The sequence below is a fragment of the Vibrio sp. B4-6 genome (assembly GCF_963888245.1).
Lineage (GTDB): Bacteria > Pseudomonadota > Gammaproteobacteria > Enterobacterales > Vibrionaceae > Vibrio > Vibrio anguillarum.
This window is the reverse complement of record NZ_CAWPIM010000011.1, coordinates 382028-398901: the sequence shown is the minus strand read 5'-3', so window position 1 is coordinate 398901 and position 16874 is coordinate 382028. Positions and strand designations below refer to the sequence as shown.

Annotated in this window: 19 protein-coding genes; 5 read left to right on the top strand and 14 right to left on the bottom strand. The window is 46.0% G+C overall.

All coding sequences use genetic code 11. The features are described from left to right. Positions 1-23: 23 nt before the first annotated feature. The gene (locus AACV20_RS04820; protein ID WP_026028359.1) at positions 24-908 is read left to right on the top strand and encodes a LysR family transcriptional regulator; all 885 of its coding nucleotides are present in this window, start codon (positions 24-26) and stop codon (positions 906-908) included. Here AACV20_RS04820 and AACV20_RS04815 read toward each other — a convergent pair. After that, on the bottom strand, positions 905-1423 hold the full coding sequence (locus tag AACV20_RS04815) for a DUF4442 domain-containing protein (protein WP_010318688.1): 519 nt from the start codon (positions 1421-1423) through the stop codon (positions 905-907). The two genes, AACV20_RS04820 and AACV20_RS04815, sit on opposite strands and share 4 nt — an antisense overlap. A 214-nt stretch (positions 1424-1637) precedes the next feature. Here AACV20_RS04815 and fcrX point away from each other — a divergent pair, with 214 nt between their 5' ends. Further along, complete coding sequence (gene fcrX, locus AACV20_RS04810) at positions 1638-2087, top strand: ferric iron uptake transcriptional regulator FcrX (protein ID WP_010318689.1); 450 nt, start codon at positions 1638-1640, stop codon at positions 2085-2087. A 115-nt stretch (positions 2088-2202) separates the two neighbouring features. Here fcrX and AACV20_RS04805 read toward each other — a convergent pair whose 3' ends face one another. From AACV20_RS04805 to fabB, 3 genes are all read right to left on the bottom strand, one after another. Next, positions 2203-3216 carry an aspartate-semialdehyde dehydrogenase gene (locus AACV20_RS04805; RefSeq protein ID WP_013856334.1) on the bottom strand — a complete coding sequence of 338 codons (1014 nt, stop codon included), beginning with the start codon at positions 3214-3216 and terminating at the stop codon, positions 2203-2205. Further along, positions 3200-4345, bottom strand: coding sequence for a 4-phosphoerythronate dehydrogenase (locus AACV20_RS04800; RefSeq protein ID WP_026028062.1), 1146 nt, complete (start codon positions 4343-4345; stop codon positions 3200-3202). The genes AACV20_RS04805 and AACV20_RS04800 overlap by 17 nt, the downstream gene beginning before the upstream one ends. 226 nt (positions 4346-4571) lie before the next feature. Next, entirely contained in the window at positions 4572-5783 is a 1212-nt protein-coding gene (fabB, locus tag AACV20_RS04795) for a beta-ketoacyl-ACP synthase I (RefSeq protein ID WP_017047845.1), read from the bottom strand. A gap of 127 nt (positions 5784-5910) precedes the next feature. Between fabB and mnmC the strand changes: the two genes are divergently transcribed. Further along, a complete protein-coding gene (gene mnmC / locus AACV20_RS04790) occupies positions 5911-7938 on the top strand; it encodes a bifunctional tRNA (5-methylaminomethyl-2-thiouridine)(34)-methyltransferase MnmD/FAD-dependent 5-carboxymethylaminomethyl-2-thiouridine(34) oxidoreductase MnmC (RefSeq protein WP_088732752.1) in 2028 nt (675 codons plus the stop codon). 114 nt (positions 7939-8052) lie between these two features. Here mnmC and AACV20_RS04785 read toward each other — a convergent pair whose 3' ends face one another. The 3 genes from AACV20_RS04785 to AACV20_RS04775 all read right to left on the bottom strand — a co-directional run bounded on the left by AACV20_RS04785 (position 8053) and on the right by AACV20_RS04775 (position 9521). Further along, positions 8053-8577, bottom strand: coding sequence for an NADPH-dependent FMN reductase (locus AACV20_RS04785; protein WP_026028358.1), 525 nt, complete (start codon positions 8575-8577; stop codon positions 8053-8055). Positions 8578-8694: 117 nt separating this feature from the next. After that, positions 8695-8958, bottom strand: a complete 264-nt coding sequence (locus tag AACV20_RS04780; RefSeq protein WP_013856329.1) for a YfcL family protein — start codon at positions 8956-8958, stop codon at positions 8695-8697. A 32-nt stretch (positions 8959-8990) separates the two neighbouring features. Continuing rightward, positions 8991-9521, bottom strand: coding sequence for an elongation factor P hydroxylase (locus tag AACV20_RS04775; protein WP_129532663.1), 531 nt, complete (start codon positions 9519-9521; stop codon positions 8991-8993). 234 nt (positions 9522-9755) lie between these two features. Between AACV20_RS04775 and AACV20_RS04770 the strand changes: the two genes are divergently transcribed. Beyond that, a complete protein-coding gene (locus AACV20_RS04770) occupies positions 9756-10379 on the top strand; it encodes a trimeric intracellular cation channel family protein (RefSeq protein ID WP_170906957.1) in 624 nt (207 codons plus the stop codon). A 152-nt stretch (positions 10380-10531) separates the two neighbouring features. Here AACV20_RS04770 and aroC read toward each other — a convergent pair whose 3' ends face one another. Then, positions 10532-11617, bottom strand: coding sequence for a chorismate synthase (gene aroC / locus AACV20_RS04765; protein WP_026028357.1), 1086 nt, complete (start codon positions 11615-11617; stop codon positions 10532-10534). A gap of 184 nt (positions 11618-11801) precedes the next feature. After that, a complete protein-coding gene (prmB, locus tag AACV20_RS04760; protein ID WP_170906956.1) occupies positions 11802-12734 on the bottom strand; it encodes a 50S ribosomal protein L3 N(5)-glutamine methyltransferase in 933 nt (310 codons plus the stop codon). Between the two features lie 63 nt (positions 12735-12797). Between prmB and smrB the strand changes: the two genes are divergently transcribed. After that, a complete protein-coding gene (smrB, locus tag AACV20_RS04755) occupies positions 12798-13328 on the top strand; it encodes an endonuclease SmrB (RefSeq protein WP_170906955.1) in 531 nt (176 codons plus the stop codon). Between the two features lie 56 nt (positions 13329-13384). On the opposite strand, the gene flhB is transcribed toward smrB, so the two are convergent. The 5 genes from flhB to fliO are packed head-to-tail and all read right to left on the bottom strand — an operon-like array spanning position 13385 to position 16863. After that, positions 13385-14515 (bottom strand): flagellar biosynthesis protein FlhB, encoded by a 1131-nt coding sequence (flhB, locus tag AACV20_RS04750; RefSeq protein WP_013856323.1) that lies wholly within the window; start codon positions 14513-14515, stop codon positions 13385-13387. 9 nt (positions 14516-14524) lie between these two features. Next, entirely contained in the window at positions 14525-15307 is a 783-nt protein-coding gene (fliR, locus tag AACV20_RS04745; protein WP_013856322.1) for a flagellar biosynthetic protein FliR, read from the bottom strand. Positions 15308-15315: 8 nt separating this feature from the next. Further along, positions 15316-15585 (bottom strand): flagellar biosynthesis protein FliQ, encoded by a 270-nt coding sequence (fliQ, locus tag AACV20_RS04740; RefSeq protein ID WP_013856321.1) that lies wholly within the window; start codon positions 15583-15585, stop codon positions 15316-15318. An 11-nt stretch (positions 15586-15596) separates the two neighbouring features. Then, the gene (gene fliP / locus AACV20_RS04735; protein ID WP_038170156.1) at positions 15597-16496 is read right to left on the bottom strand and encodes a flagellar type III secretion system pore protein FliP; all 900 of its coding nucleotides are present in this window, start codon (positions 16494-16496) and stop codon (positions 15597-15599) included. Further along, positions 16483-16863: a flagellar biosynthetic protein FliO gene (fliO, locus tag AACV20_RS04730; RefSeq protein WP_170906954.1), complete on the bottom strand. Its 381-nt coding sequence runs from the start codon at positions 16861-16863 to the stop codon at positions 16483-16485. Before fliO ends, fliP begins: the two co-directional genes overlap by 14 nt. Between the last annotated feature and the right edge of the window lie 11 nt (positions 16864-16874).

Below are 16874 nucleotides of genomic sequence, written 5' to 3'. Positions count from 1 at the left end.
ATGGAATGATAAAAGGAGATATTATGGATATTAAAGCACTGCGCTATTTTGTTGAATTGGTCAATCAACAAAGCTTTACCCGCGCATCCGAGCAACTGTTCGTCACCCAACCCACCATCAGTAAGATGATCCGCAGTCTAGAGCAGGAAATTGAACAGCCACTATTACATCGTGAAGGTCGACGTTTCTGGCTTACCGATGCAGGAGAGGTTGTCTATCAAAGAGCGCTAGAGATCTTAGCGCAGATGTCTCAGTTAGAAGCCGAATTGGTCGATCTCAATCAGGTAAAGCGGGGACAACTGCATCTCGGTATTCCACCAATGGTTGGACACCTTTACGCAGGTCTGATCCGCCAATACCGTCAAACCTACCCTCATGTAGAGCTCACCATCGTTGAGTATGGCGGACGTAAAATAGAGCAAGCTATCCTCAATGGCGAAATTGACGTAGCCGTCACCATGCTTTCGCCTCATCCGATTGATAATCTGCGGTCACTCTCCTTAGACAGTTACCCCATTTGCGCCGTACTCCCCGATTCATCTCCTTGGAAGCAGCAAGAAGCCATCGGTTGGGAGCAACTACAAAATGAGCCATTTTACCTCTATACCCATGATTTTACGCTGAGTGACTACATCCACTCATTCTGCCTACAACACGGATTTACACCACAAGTTGCAGCGCGCAGTAGCCAATGGGATTTTTTAGTCGCGTTGGTCAAAAGTGGCGTAGGCGTTGCCTTTCTACCCGAACCACTTTGTCGACGAATTCAAGGAGAAGGCGTCTTAGTCAAACCGATGACACCCAGTATTGATTGGCACTTAGGATTAATATGGCACGCGGAACGGTACGTTTCTCGCACCGCCGAAGCTTGGATTGAGCTGTGCCAAATGCAGAACGAACAGCCTTAGCGATCACAAAAAGTAACCATTTTGTCTGCATCACTCTCTTCTCTATATTTAGGTTTTTTGCGCACGTACAATTTACGTTGCACTTCAGAGACCACTTCGCCTTTGGCATCCTTAACATGGATAACAAATTCCGGAAAGCATTTATCCCCATTGGCCGTGCTCACTAAGATTGAATCCAGTTGGTCTTGCGTTATCAGAAACTCCGCATACAAATCAGAATGGCCCGGTTTGATAAAGTTGATGCTGGCCTCTTTGTCCCATACGTAATATTGCTCACCCAAAATCCCCATTAACATCAACGAGTAAACAGGGTCAGTAAGAGAGAAAATGCTGCCACCATACTGAGTGCGATTGGCATTTTTGTTCCACCACCGCAGCTTTAGGCGCATTTTCACCTGACGGAAGTCGCTACTAATTTCATCAATGTGGATACCAGCTCCCCAAAAAGGAGGCCAGCTATTTAACGCCCACTTAACAATATTTGGCTTATAAAATCTTGCTAAAGAGTGATTCATTCCGTGCTCACCTTTTAAACCTATCGACTCAATCACTAATAAATGTTACGCAATTGTAACTGGTAAGAGCTGTTATATCAGTGATATTGCGCGGCTTTGTGACAAATATAAAGTAACCCTTTGAACTTCGTGGTTTATTGTTAGCAGTGACTCCCCTATAATGATCGCAATTATGAATTCTGTTAACTGCTGCAGATCATCAACAGGAAAGTGTATGTCAGATAATAACCAAGCGCTCAAGGATGCAGGTCTTAAAGTTACCCTTCCTAGGCTAAAAATTTTAGAAGTGCTACAGCAGCCTGAATGCCAACATATCAGCGCTGAAGAACTGTATAAGAAATTGATTGATCTTGGTGAAGAAATCGGTCTTGCGACTGTTTATCGAGTATTAAACCAATTTGATGATGCGGGTATTGTCACTCGTCACCATTTTGAAGGTGGAAAATCCGTTTTTGAACTTTCAACACAACACCACCACGACCACTTAGTGTGCTTAGATTGTGGTGAAGTGATTGAGTTTTCAGATGAGGTGATCGAACAACGCCAAAGAGAGATTGCCGAGCAATATAATGTACAGCTCACCAATCACAGCCTTTATCTATATGGTAAATGTGCCGACGGCAGTTGCAAGCAGAACCCTAACGCGCACAAGTCAAAAAGATAGCCATCATTCTCAGCCTTGAGCTGGACGATAATAAAAAAGCCGGGTGAATCAATCACTCGGCTTTTTTGTGTAGAGAGAAAGGAGTGGTAAGCCACTCCTTTTTACTAGGTATTAATTAGAAATAATCTCGAATCAACACTTCCGCAATTTGTACCGCATTTGTTGCAGCGCCTTTTCTCACGTTATCTGCCACTACCCACATGTTAATGCCACTGTGGTGACTGATATCGTTGCGAATACGCCCTACAAGAACCGTATCCTTCCCTCCCGCATCGCGAACTTGCGTGGGGAAATCATTCCCGCTGAATACTTCAATACCTTCAGTTTTCTCTAATAACTCAATAACTTGCTCAGCATCAATCGGTAAGCGTGTTTCAATATGCAGTGACTCAGCATGGCCGTAAAAAACTGGCACGCGTACACAAGTTGGGTTGACCATAATGGTTGAGTCATTGAATATTTTTTGCGTTTCCCACACCATTTTCATCTCTTCCTTGGTGTAGCCATTATCCATAAACTGGTCGATTTGTGGGATGCAGTTAAACGCAATTTGCTGGCTAAACACATCAGGATCGGCCGAAACACCGTTTAACAGCCTTGCGGTTTGTCCCGCCAACTCATCAATGCCTGACTTCCCAGCTCCTGAAACGGACTGATAAGTTGATACGTTAATTCGCTCGATACCCACAGCGTCGTGAATCGGCTTTAACGCCACCAACATTTGGATGGTTGAGCAGTTTGGGTTCGCAATAATATTGCGGTTACGGAAATCCGCAATCGCTTCAGGGTTCACTTCAGGCACAACAAGTGGGATATCGTACTCATAGCGGAAATGTGAGGTGTTATCGATGACTACCACGCCTTCTTCTGTGGCAATAGGTGCCCATTTTGCGGACAATTCACCACCAGCGGAAAACAGTGCAATCTGAACTTGTGACCAATCGAAATCTTCAACATTTTGTACTTGTATGGTCTTACCATTGAAGCGGTAGAATTTACCTTCACTACGCTCACTGGCAAGTAGGTAAAGTTCACCAACGGGGAATTTGCGATCTTTGAGCACTTCAAGCATGGTTTCACCAACCGCGCCGGTTGCTCCTAAAATAGCGATATTAAATTCTTGGCTCATTTGTTACCTCTGTTTTAAAACCTAATTTAGCTAAGGGAGTGAGATCACACGACTCACTACCGACGACAGTCATCGCGCTATATTCTCTTCTATCCCAATAAAGTTTACGCATTTGATCAAAAGCACCTGGTTTGCCAATTTCACGGCGAAACAAGGCGTCATCTTTGCGTACGTCATAAATCAATTGGGTTAAACTGTGTAATGTTTCCTCATCCCAACCGCGTGATAAATACACTTTGGCAATGGGAGTCTCGGGTAATAAACTACTGGCATTCGCGCAATGGTCATCGCCAAGATACTCACAAAAACTATTGAAAATCATGGTCGTGCCTCGGGCTTTACCTTCTAACCCATAGCCAGCCACATGCGGCGTCGCAAAGGCGAGCAAAGGCAGCAGTTCCATATCCACTTCAGGTTCAAATTCAAACACGTCTAAAGCGGCAATAAAACCATCATTTTTCTGTAGGCGTTGTTTCAGCGCTTGGTTATCCACCACAGGGCCACGAGCCGCGTTGATCAAGATCTGATCACTGCGCAACTGGGCAAGTCGAACTTCATCAATCAAGTGATGAGTCGGCCATTCACCACTTTTAGTAATGGGTGTATGCAGCGTAATGACATCCGCTTTATCAAGTAAAACATCAAGATGAGTAAACTCGCGGCAATCACCTTGTGCTTGTTTTGGGGGATCGTTGAGCAGCACATTAATGCCAATCCCCGCTAAACACTCGGCTAAATAGCTGCCGACTTGACCAGCACCAATAATGCCAACGGTTTTCTCTAAGGCAGAAAAACCATGCTGCTGCGCTAGCACCATCAATACACTGAAAACATACTCAGCCACTCCCACCTTATTACACCCCGGTGCGGCAGTAAAAAAGATGCCTCTTTCAGCCAAAAGCGCTTGATCAACGTGGTCCATACCTGCCGTCGCCGTACCAACAAACTTTAATTTATTGGCTTTCGCTAATAATGCTTGATTTACTTTCGTAACAGAACGAATCATCAAGGCGTCAACGTCGATAAGATCATCAGCCGTTAAGCTTCTACCGGGTTTCAACACCACCTCACCAAGCTGGCTAAATAACGATTCAGCATAAGGCATGTTTTCATCAATAAGGATTTTCATAGCGGAGTTCACAATTTTCGAAATTGAAGGAATTGTGCAGAAAAGCGCACAGACTGTCGAGAAGAAATCCCGCTTTCCATAAAAATGCCCGGCTCCTCACGGAAACCGGGCAAAAACCCAGAACAAAAGGATCCCGTCCCGCTCTCCATGGGACAGAGTCTGCGTCTGTTCGATCAGCTAAGCTGACCCGCTCTGGAAACCTTTTTATTAGAGGTGTGTAGGCGCATTAGCCTTGATACTTTTTGATCACTAGCGTCGCGTTCGTACCGCCAAAACCAAAACTGTTAGACATCACACTGGTTAGCTCTTGCTCGCGCATTTCGGTCACAATATCAAGGCCATCAGCCGCTGGATCTAAATTGTCAATGTTGATGCTTGGCGCGATAAAGCCGTGGTGAAGCATCAAGGTAGAGTAGATGGCTTCATGCACACCTGCCGCACCCAATGCGTGGCCAGTCATTGCTTTTGTTGCCGAGATAGCTGGGCTGTTGCCAGCGAACACTTCTTGAATGGCACCCAACTCTTTTACATCACCGACAGGTGTGGAAGTACCATGTGTATTGACATAATCCACACTATCTACCGCTTGCATTGCCATCTTCATGCAACGCACAGCGCCTTCACCTGATGGAGCCACCATGTCGTAGCCATCGGATGTCGCACCGTAACCGACGATTTCACCGTAAATTTTTGCGCCGCGAGCCAGTGCATGCTCAAGCTCTTCAACCACAACCATGCCGCCGCCGCCTGAAATCACGAAACCATCGCGGTCAGCATCGTAAGTACGTGACGCTTTTTCTGGTGTTTCGTTGTACTTAGTTGACAGCGCACCCATTGCATCAAACATCATAGTTAAAGACCAATCGAGCTCTTCACCACCACCTGCAAACACAACATCTTGCTTACCCAATTGGATAAGTTCCATTGCGTGACCAATACAGTGAGCCGACGTCGCACAAGCGGAGCTCATGGTGTAGTTGACGCCACGGATTTTAAATGGCGTAGCAAGACAGGCTGAAACAGTCGAAGACATAGTACGTGGAACCATGTAAGGACCAACGCGCTTCACGCCTTTTGTGCGCAATGTGTCGACAGCAATAACTTGGTTATACGACGACGCACCGCCAGAACCAGCCACAATACCAGTGCGGTCATTAGAGACCTGCTCTGGTGCTAAACCTGAATCGGCAATCGCTTGTTCCATTGATAGGTATGCAAACGCGGCCGCATCACCCATAAAACGCATCTGTTTGCGATCAATATGGTCAGCAGGGTTCATTTTCAGGCTACCCCACACTTGAGAGCGTAAACCGTTCTCTTTGAACTGCTCAGAAGCGGTAATACCTGATTTGCCTGCTTTTAGAGACGCTAAAACTTCTTCGACGTTGTTACCGATACTTGAAACAATACCCATACCGGTGATTACGACTCGTTTCATGTGACATTCCTATAATTCAAAATTCGCTTAGATAATAACTAAGAAGAATAACAAAAGTGGTCAGCTTTCCCAGAAATTCGTACAATCTCGAGCTATATATCGCCCGATTTCACAGAATTACACCATTATGACCAGCATAACCAACGCAACACTGGGTTGGAATGAAGCGGGCACACCCGTTTCCGACCAATTCGATGACGTTTACTTTTCCAACGTTAACGGCCTAGAAGAGACGCGTTACGTGTTTCTTTCCCAAAATCATATACCACAAAGATGGCACCAATATGACCAAAAACGATTCGTCATTGCCGAAACGGGGTTTGGCACTGGGTTAAATTTTCTCGCTGTATGGCAAGAATTTGATGCGTTTAGGCAACAAAACCCAAATGCGCCATTGCAAGCGCTGCATTTTATCAGTTTTGAAAAATATCCGCTCAATAAACACGACTTGATAACAGCGCACCAAGCGTGGCCTGAATTAGCGACTTATGCGAAAAAGCTTCAACAACACTACCCGATTGCAGTACCAGAATGTCATCGCATTGTTCTTGATGATGGCGCCATTACCCTTGATCTTTGGTTCGGTGATATCAAAGAGTGTATGCCGCAAGTTCCCACAACCGAGCAAGGCGTGGTAGACGCATGGTTTTTGGATGGTTTTGCTCCCAGTAAAAACCCTGAAATGTGGAATCAAACGCTGTTTGAGAATATGGCCAAACTGGCGAAACACAAAGCCACGTGCGCCACTTTTACCGCCGCAGGTTTTGTACGACGCGGATTGATAGAAGCAGGCTTTTCGATGAAAAAAGTGAAAGGCTTTGGCACCAAAAGAGAGATGATTGCTGGTCAACTGGAACACAAAACGCCGTACAGCAATATAAAACCTTGGTTTGCGATTGCGCCGACGACCAATGTTACCGACGTGGCGATCATCGGCGGCGGCATTGCTAGTGCCACATTAGCTAAAATGCTCAATCGCCGCGGTATCAATGTCAGCCTGTATTGCGCCGATCCTCAGGCCGCTCAAGGTGCTTCAGGTAACCGACAAGGTGCGGTTTACCCACTGCTGAATAAAGACCACAGTGGTGTATCGCGTGTTTTTGCGCCCGCTTTTCTGTTTGCTCGGCAATTTGTTGAGCAAATGGCGCAAACCGTCCCTTTTGATCATGATTGGTGTGGTGTGACCCAATTGATGTGGGATGAAAAATCGACCCAAAAACAGATGGCGATGCTTGAAGGGAAATTTAACCCTCAGCTAATGCACTACTGCGATCAACAAGCAACGTTACAAAACGTCGGCTTACCGACTGACATGGTCAGCTTACATTACCCACTCGGAGGATGGCTTTGCCCTGCTCAACTGACACAAGGCCTGTTTGACCAATTAAGCCAAAGTGAGCGATTCAACGCCTATTTCAATCACAAGGTGGAGTCTTTGCGCTGGGATGAAATACAACGGCAGTGGACATTAAGTGTTAATGGTAGCGAAAAGCACCATCAGTGTGTGGTCATTGCAAACGGACATCAATTTGACCATTTCGAGCAAACACAAGCGTTGCCACTTGGCAAAGTGAAAGGACAAGTAAGCCATATTCCAACCTCAGAAACATTGCAAAAGCTGAGCAGCGTGTTGTGTTACGACGGCTATATGACACCGCACAACCCCAACACTCAACAGCACTGCATTGGCGCAAGCTATGACCGAAGTCAAACCAACCAAGCATTCGATGCGGCGGCGCAGCAAGAGAATGGACAACGCTTAACCCGTTGTATTAACGACCAAAACTGGACACAGCAAGTCGATACATCTAGCAATCAATCTCGCCAAGGCGTTCGCTGTGTCAGCCGCGATCATTTGCCGTTTGTCGGGAATGTGGGCAACTTTGAACAGATCAAACTCGACTACCAGCCGTTAACGTCCCAAGATCCGCAACAGACTCCATCTGTGGCTCACTATCCTCATTTGTACTGCATGCTCGGGCTAGGATCGCGAGGGCTAAGTTCTGCGCCATTAATGGCTGAGTTGCTGGCTTCACAAATGAATGGCGATCCGCTACCACTTGCTGTTGATGTACTCGAAACGCTTCATCCAAGTCGAATGTGGGTGAGAAAACTCAAAAAAGGCAAAGCCATCACCGAACGTACTCTTCGATAAAACCCATCATAGAAAAAAGCCTTACTTATCCAGCAAGGCTTTTTTAATGCTCACTTTTTCACGCGAAAAGGCGTGAGACTTAAGGTGAGACGAACTTAAAACGAGACAAGAAAGCTATACGAGCTTCGCAATCGCGTCTTTCAATTGTGCCGCCACTTCTGGATTAGTCACTTGACCCGTAGCCAAGTCAAAATTGTCATAAAAACTCGGTACCGAGACAGACGCTTTTACATTACCACCAAAATAAGGAGCAGAATTATTTGCCGCCGCCAAAACCGATTGCGCGCCACCAGGACCAGGAGAGCTGGCTAGGTAAACAGCAGGTTTACCTTTGAATAGTTCACGGTCAATGCGTGTTGCCCAGTCAAATAAATTTTTGTACGCCGCTGGGTAGTGACCATTATGCTCAGCAAAAGAGATAACAAACGCATCCGCTTGAGCAAGGTCACGCAGAAAAGCTTGAGCACCTTCGGCTTGGCCAAGCTCTTTTTCAAGATCTTCGCTAAACATAGGAACGGTATAGTTGTTAATATCAAGCACCACCACGTCTGCACCTTCAATGAGGTGAGCGGTGTAAGTGGCCAATGCTTTATTGATTGAAGTTGAGCTGTTTGATGCTCCAAATGCGATGACTTTCATGGTGTTGCCCTTGTGTGTTCGAATATGGCTTAAGCATAGCGATCGCACAAATTAACAACAACCATAAAAATTTTACGGACTCATTCAAAGAATTCGAATGAGTTAAGTGTGCTCATCTTAAGCTTGGTTGTGAAGCTCGGTCCATAAATCGAACACAATCACGCGGTCTGCAGGCGTAAGCTCTGTGCGCGCTTGCTCTAGGCTCTGCTCAATTCGTGCTTTAAACAGAGATAGATCGTCAATTCCTTCATCTTCACACGCAGCTGCAGACAAAGAAATATGACCTCGCAAATAACCACCTGCAAACAATTCATCGTCCGATGCCGTCGCAATACGTGCATCAATCATTTCCAGCAGTTTTTCTTCAAATCCAATAATCATACAACTCTCATTTTCTCTTATTATTTAGCCAGTTACCTGATAATAAAGTACTCTAGCCTTAATTCTGTCGTACCATAAAAAGCACGTAATGCATCTGACAGCATCTTCACTCGGGGTGGAAGCCCAACCTGTATGATAGCGACTACCTCACGATGTACCTGAGTCATAAAGGCGATGCGGTCTGGTTCAAAATCGCCGTGTAGGTTGTCACAACTCACAGTAAAAGGAAAGCCAGCACTGACCGATAAAATCCATTCATACGCTTGAGGGCGAACCTCTACTTTTTCAAATTCGGCTTGGACTTGCGCGGTTCGCCCGTCTGGTTGATACCAATAGCCAAAATCTTCCATCAATCGCCGTTCAGGCCCGGCGACGCACCAATGCGCGATTTCGTGCAGTGCCGAGGCAAAGAATCCCCGTGCGAAAATGATGCGGTGATGATTAATTTGCGCATCAGCAGGCAAGTAAATCGGCTCATCACCACCGAGCTCTAAACGCGTATTGAATGGATCAAAAAAAGTGTCATTGAACAGGGAGATCAAGTCTTGGTAGTGATGTGTCATCGCTCAGTCATGCAGGCAAAAATTTCTCAACGCATTCTCTTATTTTTCTGTAGTCAGGTAAAGCCATTCAATCGCCTCACTTCATTAGTTTTATTAATCGGTCAAACGGTTTCTTGGCATAAAATCTCATTCGCCATCGCCTGACTTTACTACTACACTTGCGCCTCCATTTTTAAGTTCAACCGCTTTCTCGGTTCTTATATACCTAAGGAAGTGCTGTCGGAGTACCGCATTATGTTGCTCAGTGTTTTATATATTATTGGTATTACTGCCGAAGCGATGACTGGCGCATTGAGTGCAGGCCGTCAAAAAATGGATTGGTTCGGTGTGATGTTAGTAGCGAGTGCCACTGCGATTGGAGGCGGTACGGTGAGGGATATTTTACTCGGCCATTATCCGCTAGGTTGGGTGAAGAATCCGGAGTTTTTAGCCATTACCTGTATCGCAGGCGTTCTCACCACAGGCTTAGCTAAATGGGTAATCAAACTCAAAGGGTTGTTCATTCGTTTAGATGCATTGGGGCTAATTGTGTTCAGTATCATAGGCACAAAAGTCGCAATGGGCATGGGGTTGCATCCCGGTATTTGTATGGTTTCTGCGTTGGTCACTGGGGTGTTTGGTGGGTTATTACGCGATTTAATCTGCAGACAAACGCCACTGGTACTGCATGAAGAGCTCTACGCTTCGGTTTCATTAGTCGCTTCAGGGCTTTATTTAACCTTGCTCGCATTCGGCATCAATGATGTCACCAGCACGATAGTAACGCTTATTGTGGGTTATTTATTGCGTATGGCGGCAGTGCGTTTTAAATGGCGTTTGCCTTCTTTCCAGCTTGATGCTGAAAATCAGATTCATTAGCCACAATCCAATGTTAGATATTTGGTTAGATGAGCTGACTTGTTTCGATAAAAAATTCATTCAGCCGCGGAAATTGGCCAAACAGAAAATTGCTTAAAACAAAAGCGCCCTAACAAGAAGGGCGCTTTTCATTTTAATTCGGTTATGCTGGATTAGATTTTAGGCGTTTCTGTTTGAACCGCAAAATTCTGCCCGCGATGACGAAGTAAGTGGTCCATCAACACAATCGCCAGCATTGCTTCGGCAATGGGCACGGCGCGAATACCAACGCAAGGATCATGGCGACCTTTCGTGATAAGTTGTGTGGGTTCACCCGTGCGAGTAATGGTATCGCCAGGTACTGTAATACTTGACGTGGGTTTAAGCGCAATACTGGCAACAATATCTTGCCCAGTCGAAATACCGCCTAAAATACCGCCGGCATGATTTGAGCGAAAGCCGTTCGGTGTTAGAGGATCTCGATGCTGGCTGCCTTTTTGCTGCACGACATCAAAACCGTCACCAATCTCTACCCCTTTCACCGCATTAATGCTCATCAAAGCATGCGCAATATCCGCATCTAGACGATCAAATACCGGCTCACCTAAACCAACAGGCAGGTTGGTCGCGACAACTTGAATCTTTGCACCGATCGAATCACCTTCTTTTTTCAAATCACGGATCAGTTGGTCGAATGCCGCAACTTTGTCTGCATCTGGACAGAAAAAGGCGTTATTCTCAATTTCATTCCAATCCACTTTATCGATACAAACATCACCCATTTGTGACAAGTAAGCGCGAATTTCAACCCCAAATTCTTGTTTGAGATATTTCTTCGCAATGGCTCCCGCTGCCACTCGCATCGCTGTCTCACGTGCTGATGAACGGCCACCACCACGATAGTCGCGAATGCCATATTTTTGATGGTAGGTATAATCGGCATGACCGGGGCGAAACTTGTCTTTAATGTCTGAATAATCGGTTGAACGTTGGTCGGTATTTTCAATTAATAGACCAATCGATGTACCTGTGGTTTTCCCCTCAAATACACCAGAAAGAATTTTGACTTCATCCGCTTCACGGCGCTGCGTTGTATAGCGAGATGTGCCAGGACGGCGACGATCTAGGTCTATCTGTAAGTCAGCTTCTGTAATTTCTAAGCCCGGAGGGCATCCGTCGACGATACATCCTAGTGCGATACCGTGACTTTCTCCGAATGTCATCACCCGAAAATGTTGTCCGATACTGTTTCCTGCCATTACTTCCTCAATATTGATGACACAGAGCGACATGCTCCCTATCACCGCTTCATTCTATTGTTCGTGGATTCATAGTGGCTTTATTACGAAATGATGTAAAGCCCCAAAATAAAGCAATGTGTATTTTTCTAATGGATAAAAAAACGCCAGCACTGTGGCTGGCGTTTTTCTTATGCGTACGGCATTAGTCGATATAAAGCGCAAAGTCGCTAGCGCAATCAACCAACTGCTGGCGAGTCAGCATGAATACGCCATGCCCACCATTTTCAAACTCAAGCCAAGTAAACGGAATGTGGTCGTATTGGTTCATCATATGCACCATCGAATTGCCCACTTCACAGATCAAAATACCGTTATCGGTGAGGTACCCCGCCGCATTGGCCAAAATACGACGCACCAATTTCAAACCATCGGTACCGGCGGCTAAGCCGAGTTCTGGTTCGTGTTTGAACTCTTTGGGCAAACTATTCATATCTTCTTGATCCACATAAGGTGGATTCGACACGATTAAGTCATATTTCTCTTTTGGCAAATCGCGGAATAGATCGGAACGGATCGGGAAAACTTGTTGATCCATACCGTGATCTTGAATATTTTGCTCTGCCACTTGCAGTGCGTCGGTTGAGATATCAATCGCATCCACTTCAGCATCAGGGAACGCGTGGGCGCACGCAATGGCGATGCAACCGCTGCCAGTACACAAATCCATAATGCGTACAGGCTCGTCGATCAACCAAGGTTGGAACTGCGCTTCAATCAATTCGCCAATCGGTGAACGTGGCACCAGTACTCGCTCATCCACATAAAACTCAAGGCCACAGAACCACGCTTTATTGGTTAAATAAGCGATAGGAGTACGTTCATTAATACGCTTAATCACCCGTTCAACAATACGCAGACGTTCACTGCCTGTTAAACGAGAATTCAGTACATGCGGAGGAACATCAATCGGAAGATAGAGTGTCGGTAGGATTAGCTGAACGGCTTCATCCCACGCATTATCGGTCCCATGACCATAAAATAAGTTGGCGGCATTAAAACGACTGACCGTCCAACGAATCATATCTTGAAGCGTGTGAAGTTCAGAAACCGCCTCTTCTACAAAAATCTTATCCAAAATTGCCTCCGAAAAGCGCTACAATACTGCCAATATCGATCTGTTAGAAAATGACCAAACCCAATGAGCCAAAAAGAGACCGAACACGATGACGCTTTCGACTTGTTTCGGGATGCAGTAAAGGGCGTTAAAAAGTTGCGACAGGATACCATAATCCAGCCGCCAAACAGAAACCCCAAACAAAAAGAAATCCGCCGTATTGCGCGGGAAGCCAGCGATACCGAATTTTATTTTTCCGATGAGTTTATACCAAAACTCAGCGATGAAGGCCCGACGCTCTATGCTCGTGATGATGTGTCGAAATATGAAGTTAAACGGTTAAGACGTGGCGTCTATGTGCCGGATGTATTTTTGGATATGCACGGCATGACACAGCAAGAAGCGAAACGAGAGCTCGGGGCGATGGTTGCTTATTGTGTGAAAGAAAATATTCACTGCGCTTGTGTCCAACATGGGATCGGTAAACACATTCTCAAACAAAAAGTTCCTCTCTGGCTCGCTCAACATCCTGATGTGATGGCGTTTCATCAAGCCCCCCTTGAATTTGGCGGGCATGGCGCGGTATTGGTGCTGCTTTCTATTCCTGATAAGTGATTTAAACTGACGCTAACTTCAGCATTAACGCTTTTGCTCCAGCATAACGATGAGGATTAATGTCGTAAATCCGGTGGAATCGGCATGTTATTTTCATCGAGTTTGGGTCTTTGGCCACCGCGTTTACGATACTGCTTAAGCTGAAAGACATAAGCCAGTACCTGCGCAACCGCCACGAAAAGCCCGTCGGGGATCTCCTGCTCAAGATCGGTTGTGTGATAAAGCGCTCGAGCCAAAGGCGGTGCGGGGATGATGTGTATATCATGCGCACGTGCTACTTCACGAATTTTCATCGCCATGTGATCGACGCCTTTAGCCACCACAATCGGTGCTTTATCCGTATTTTGTTTATAGCGCAGCGCAACTGAGAAGTGTTCTGGGTTGGTGATGATTACATCCGCTTGTGGCACTTCCGCCATCATCCGCCGCTGAGCCGCTTCACGCTGCAACATCCGAATTCGGCCTTTAACCTCAGGTTTTCCTTCCGTATCTTTGTATTCGTCTTTTACTTCTTGCTTGGTCATTTTTAATTGGTCAGCGTGCTGCCAGATTTGGAATGGGATATCGATGGCGACCACGACCAATAAAGAACAACTGATCAGCAACACGAAGTTGAGTAAGATATCGAGCGCATGGAAAATATTTTGTGGATAGACATCCATGCTCAGTTGAAATAGATCTTCTTTCGATGCATTGATCAGATAAAAAGCAACGCCAGAAACAAGCAGTACTTTTAAAATGGACTTAAATAACTCAACCCAACTTTGCAAACCGAACATACGTTTTAAGCCACTGAGCGGGTTCATTTTGGAGGGCTTTGGCATCGCAGCTTCGACAGAAAAGTTAATTCCACCAATGCCAGCCGCGCCAATTAATGCAGCAATAAATAACGTGATTAAGATAAGCGAGAGTGGCAATATCAGGGTCGCAAGAGAACCAGCCGCAATATCAAACAACTTTCCGAGATCAAACACTTCTTCTCGGCTTAAGTTGAAGATTCGACCCATCAAAGCGTACAAGGCTCGGGCTAACGATTCGCCAAACCACATCAATGCAATCGCACCCACTACCAGTACCGAAACGGACGCTAACTCTTTTGAACGAGCGACTTGACCTTTTTTTCGCGCCTCGTCCAATCGCTTGGGCGTGGCGTCTTCGGTACGTTCTTGACCGTCTGACTCTGCCAAACGCGCCTCCTAACAGTTCATACGGATAAGGCGACAAATTTGTTGCTCGCCTTCTAACCAGAATAGTTCGTAGTGACTATACAGGCCGCCTAAAATATACCAACAGAGTAACAAGCCGACCAAAAGCGCAAACGCAAAACCCAACGAGAAAATGTTGAGCTGAGGGGCTGCACGAGTCATCACACCAAATGATAAGTTGACGGTTAATAGCGCAATGATGCCAGAAAGAGACATACTCAGCGCCACTTTAAACATAATTCCCAGCCACAATGCGAGCTCACGAAAATCCACGGTCGTTAATGCCCCATCGCCAATAGGCAAGGTTTTGAAACTGAATACCACCAGTTGGATCATCTTTAAATGACCATCGGTTGCTAAGAAGAACAAGGTCGCTAAAAACATAAACAGTTGACCAAGCAGAGGGGTGTTCTGCCCGTTTACGGGGTCGACCATTGAAGCAAAACCTAAGCTGGCTTGCATACCCAATATTTGGCCAAGCATAACAAAGGTTTGGATTATAAACTGGGTGATCATGCCCATTGCAACGCCAATAATAATCTGCTCAAAGGTGGTCAAAAAACCTTTAAATGAAAGTAGTTCAACGGTCTCTGAAACGGCAGGAATCGCGGGCATCACGGCGAAGGTAATAGCCAAACCTAAGTAGAGCCGCACTCGGGTCGGAACAAAGCGGGCCCCAGTGACTGACATCACCATCAGCATGGCGGAAATACGAGTGTAGGGCCAAAAATAGCTAGCAATCCACTCTAAAACGAGGCTTGTTGGGTACTCCATTCAAGCTCCTAGTACAGCACCTGTGGTAGCCGTTCAACGATAGAGAAGAAATACTCCATCAACATCTGCGTCATCCAATGGGCAAAGAACATCAGTGCCAGTAACGTCACAATGAGACGCGGTAAAAAGCTCAACGTCTGTTCGTTAATTGAGGTCGCGGCTTGGAAAATGGCGACCACTAAACCAATCAACAAACTCGGGATGATGATGGCGCACACCATGATAAGCACCATCCACAGTGCGTCTCGAAACAGCTCAACAAAGACTTCAGGAGTCATTCGCGCCCCCGCTATAAAGCAAAACTGCCGGCTAGCGTTGAGAGGATCAAGTTCCATCCATCCACTAGTACAAACAGCATGAGTTTAAAAGGCAGCGAGACGATCATCGGCGAAAGCATCATCATACCCATCGCCATCAAAACAGACGCCACCACTAAATCAATGATTAAAAAGGGTAAAAAGAGCATAAAGCCGATTTGAAACGCCGTTTTTAGCTCCGAGGTGATGAACGCAGGGATCAGCACCGCCATCGAGACCTCTTCAGGATTGGTTGCGTCAGAGCCCGATATCTCAACAAAGGTTTCTAAATCTTTGACTCGCGTCTGTTTCAGCATGAAGGCTTTTAGTGGCTCTTGAGCCGTATCAAACGCTTGACGCGCCGTCATCTGCTCATTGAGATATGGCTGCACAGCTTGCTCATTAATGGCGTTGATGACTGGTGACATAATGAAAAAAGTGAGAAAAATAGCGATGCCGATAATTACTTGGTTTGACGGCGTTTGTTGCAGGCCCATTGCCTGGCGCAAGATCGACATCACAATCACGATACGTGTAAAGGAAGTCATCAAAATGACCATGGCAGGCAAAAAACCCAACATGGTCATCAAGGCTAAAATTTGTAGATTGATCGAGTAATCTTGACTGCCATCTGAATTGGTCGTCATGGTAAATGCTGGAATACCGCCACCACCACTGACGCTACCAGCGGCTATCGTTTTAGAGGCGCCACTGTCTTTATTCATCGCCGTTACTGTCACCGTTTCTGCGCCTACGGCGCTGGAAGGAATTGGTGTGGCTAACTCTTGCTCTGAAAACGCAAACGGGGTAAACAATAATGCCACCAGCAACATAGAAAGATGCCATAGATGAGCAAGGTAACCCAATGAGGCCGTGCGACTATTTCTTGTCATTTTTCTTTAGCAGCTGAGTCAGTTGACCGGCAAACGGACTGACCTCAGCCTCCTCCTGTTTGAGTGGGGCATCTAATTTTGCGATCAATTGGACGGATTGTGACGTGACTCCGACGAGAAATTGTTCTTCTCCCGCTTGCACAATAACGATACGCTCTTTAGTACCCACTGGCAGTTGACGTACAATGCTCAACCCTTTTTGATTACCGAACGTGGGCACTCGCATTCGTTTTAACACCCAAGCCAAAAAGAGAATTAGCGCAATAACGAACAAAAGCGACCCGAAAGTGGTCGCTAAATCTAAGTGATCATTCGTCGCTGCCATCGCTTGGCTTGAACAGAGCAATAAACCGATCAGTTTTTTCATCCAAATACTTC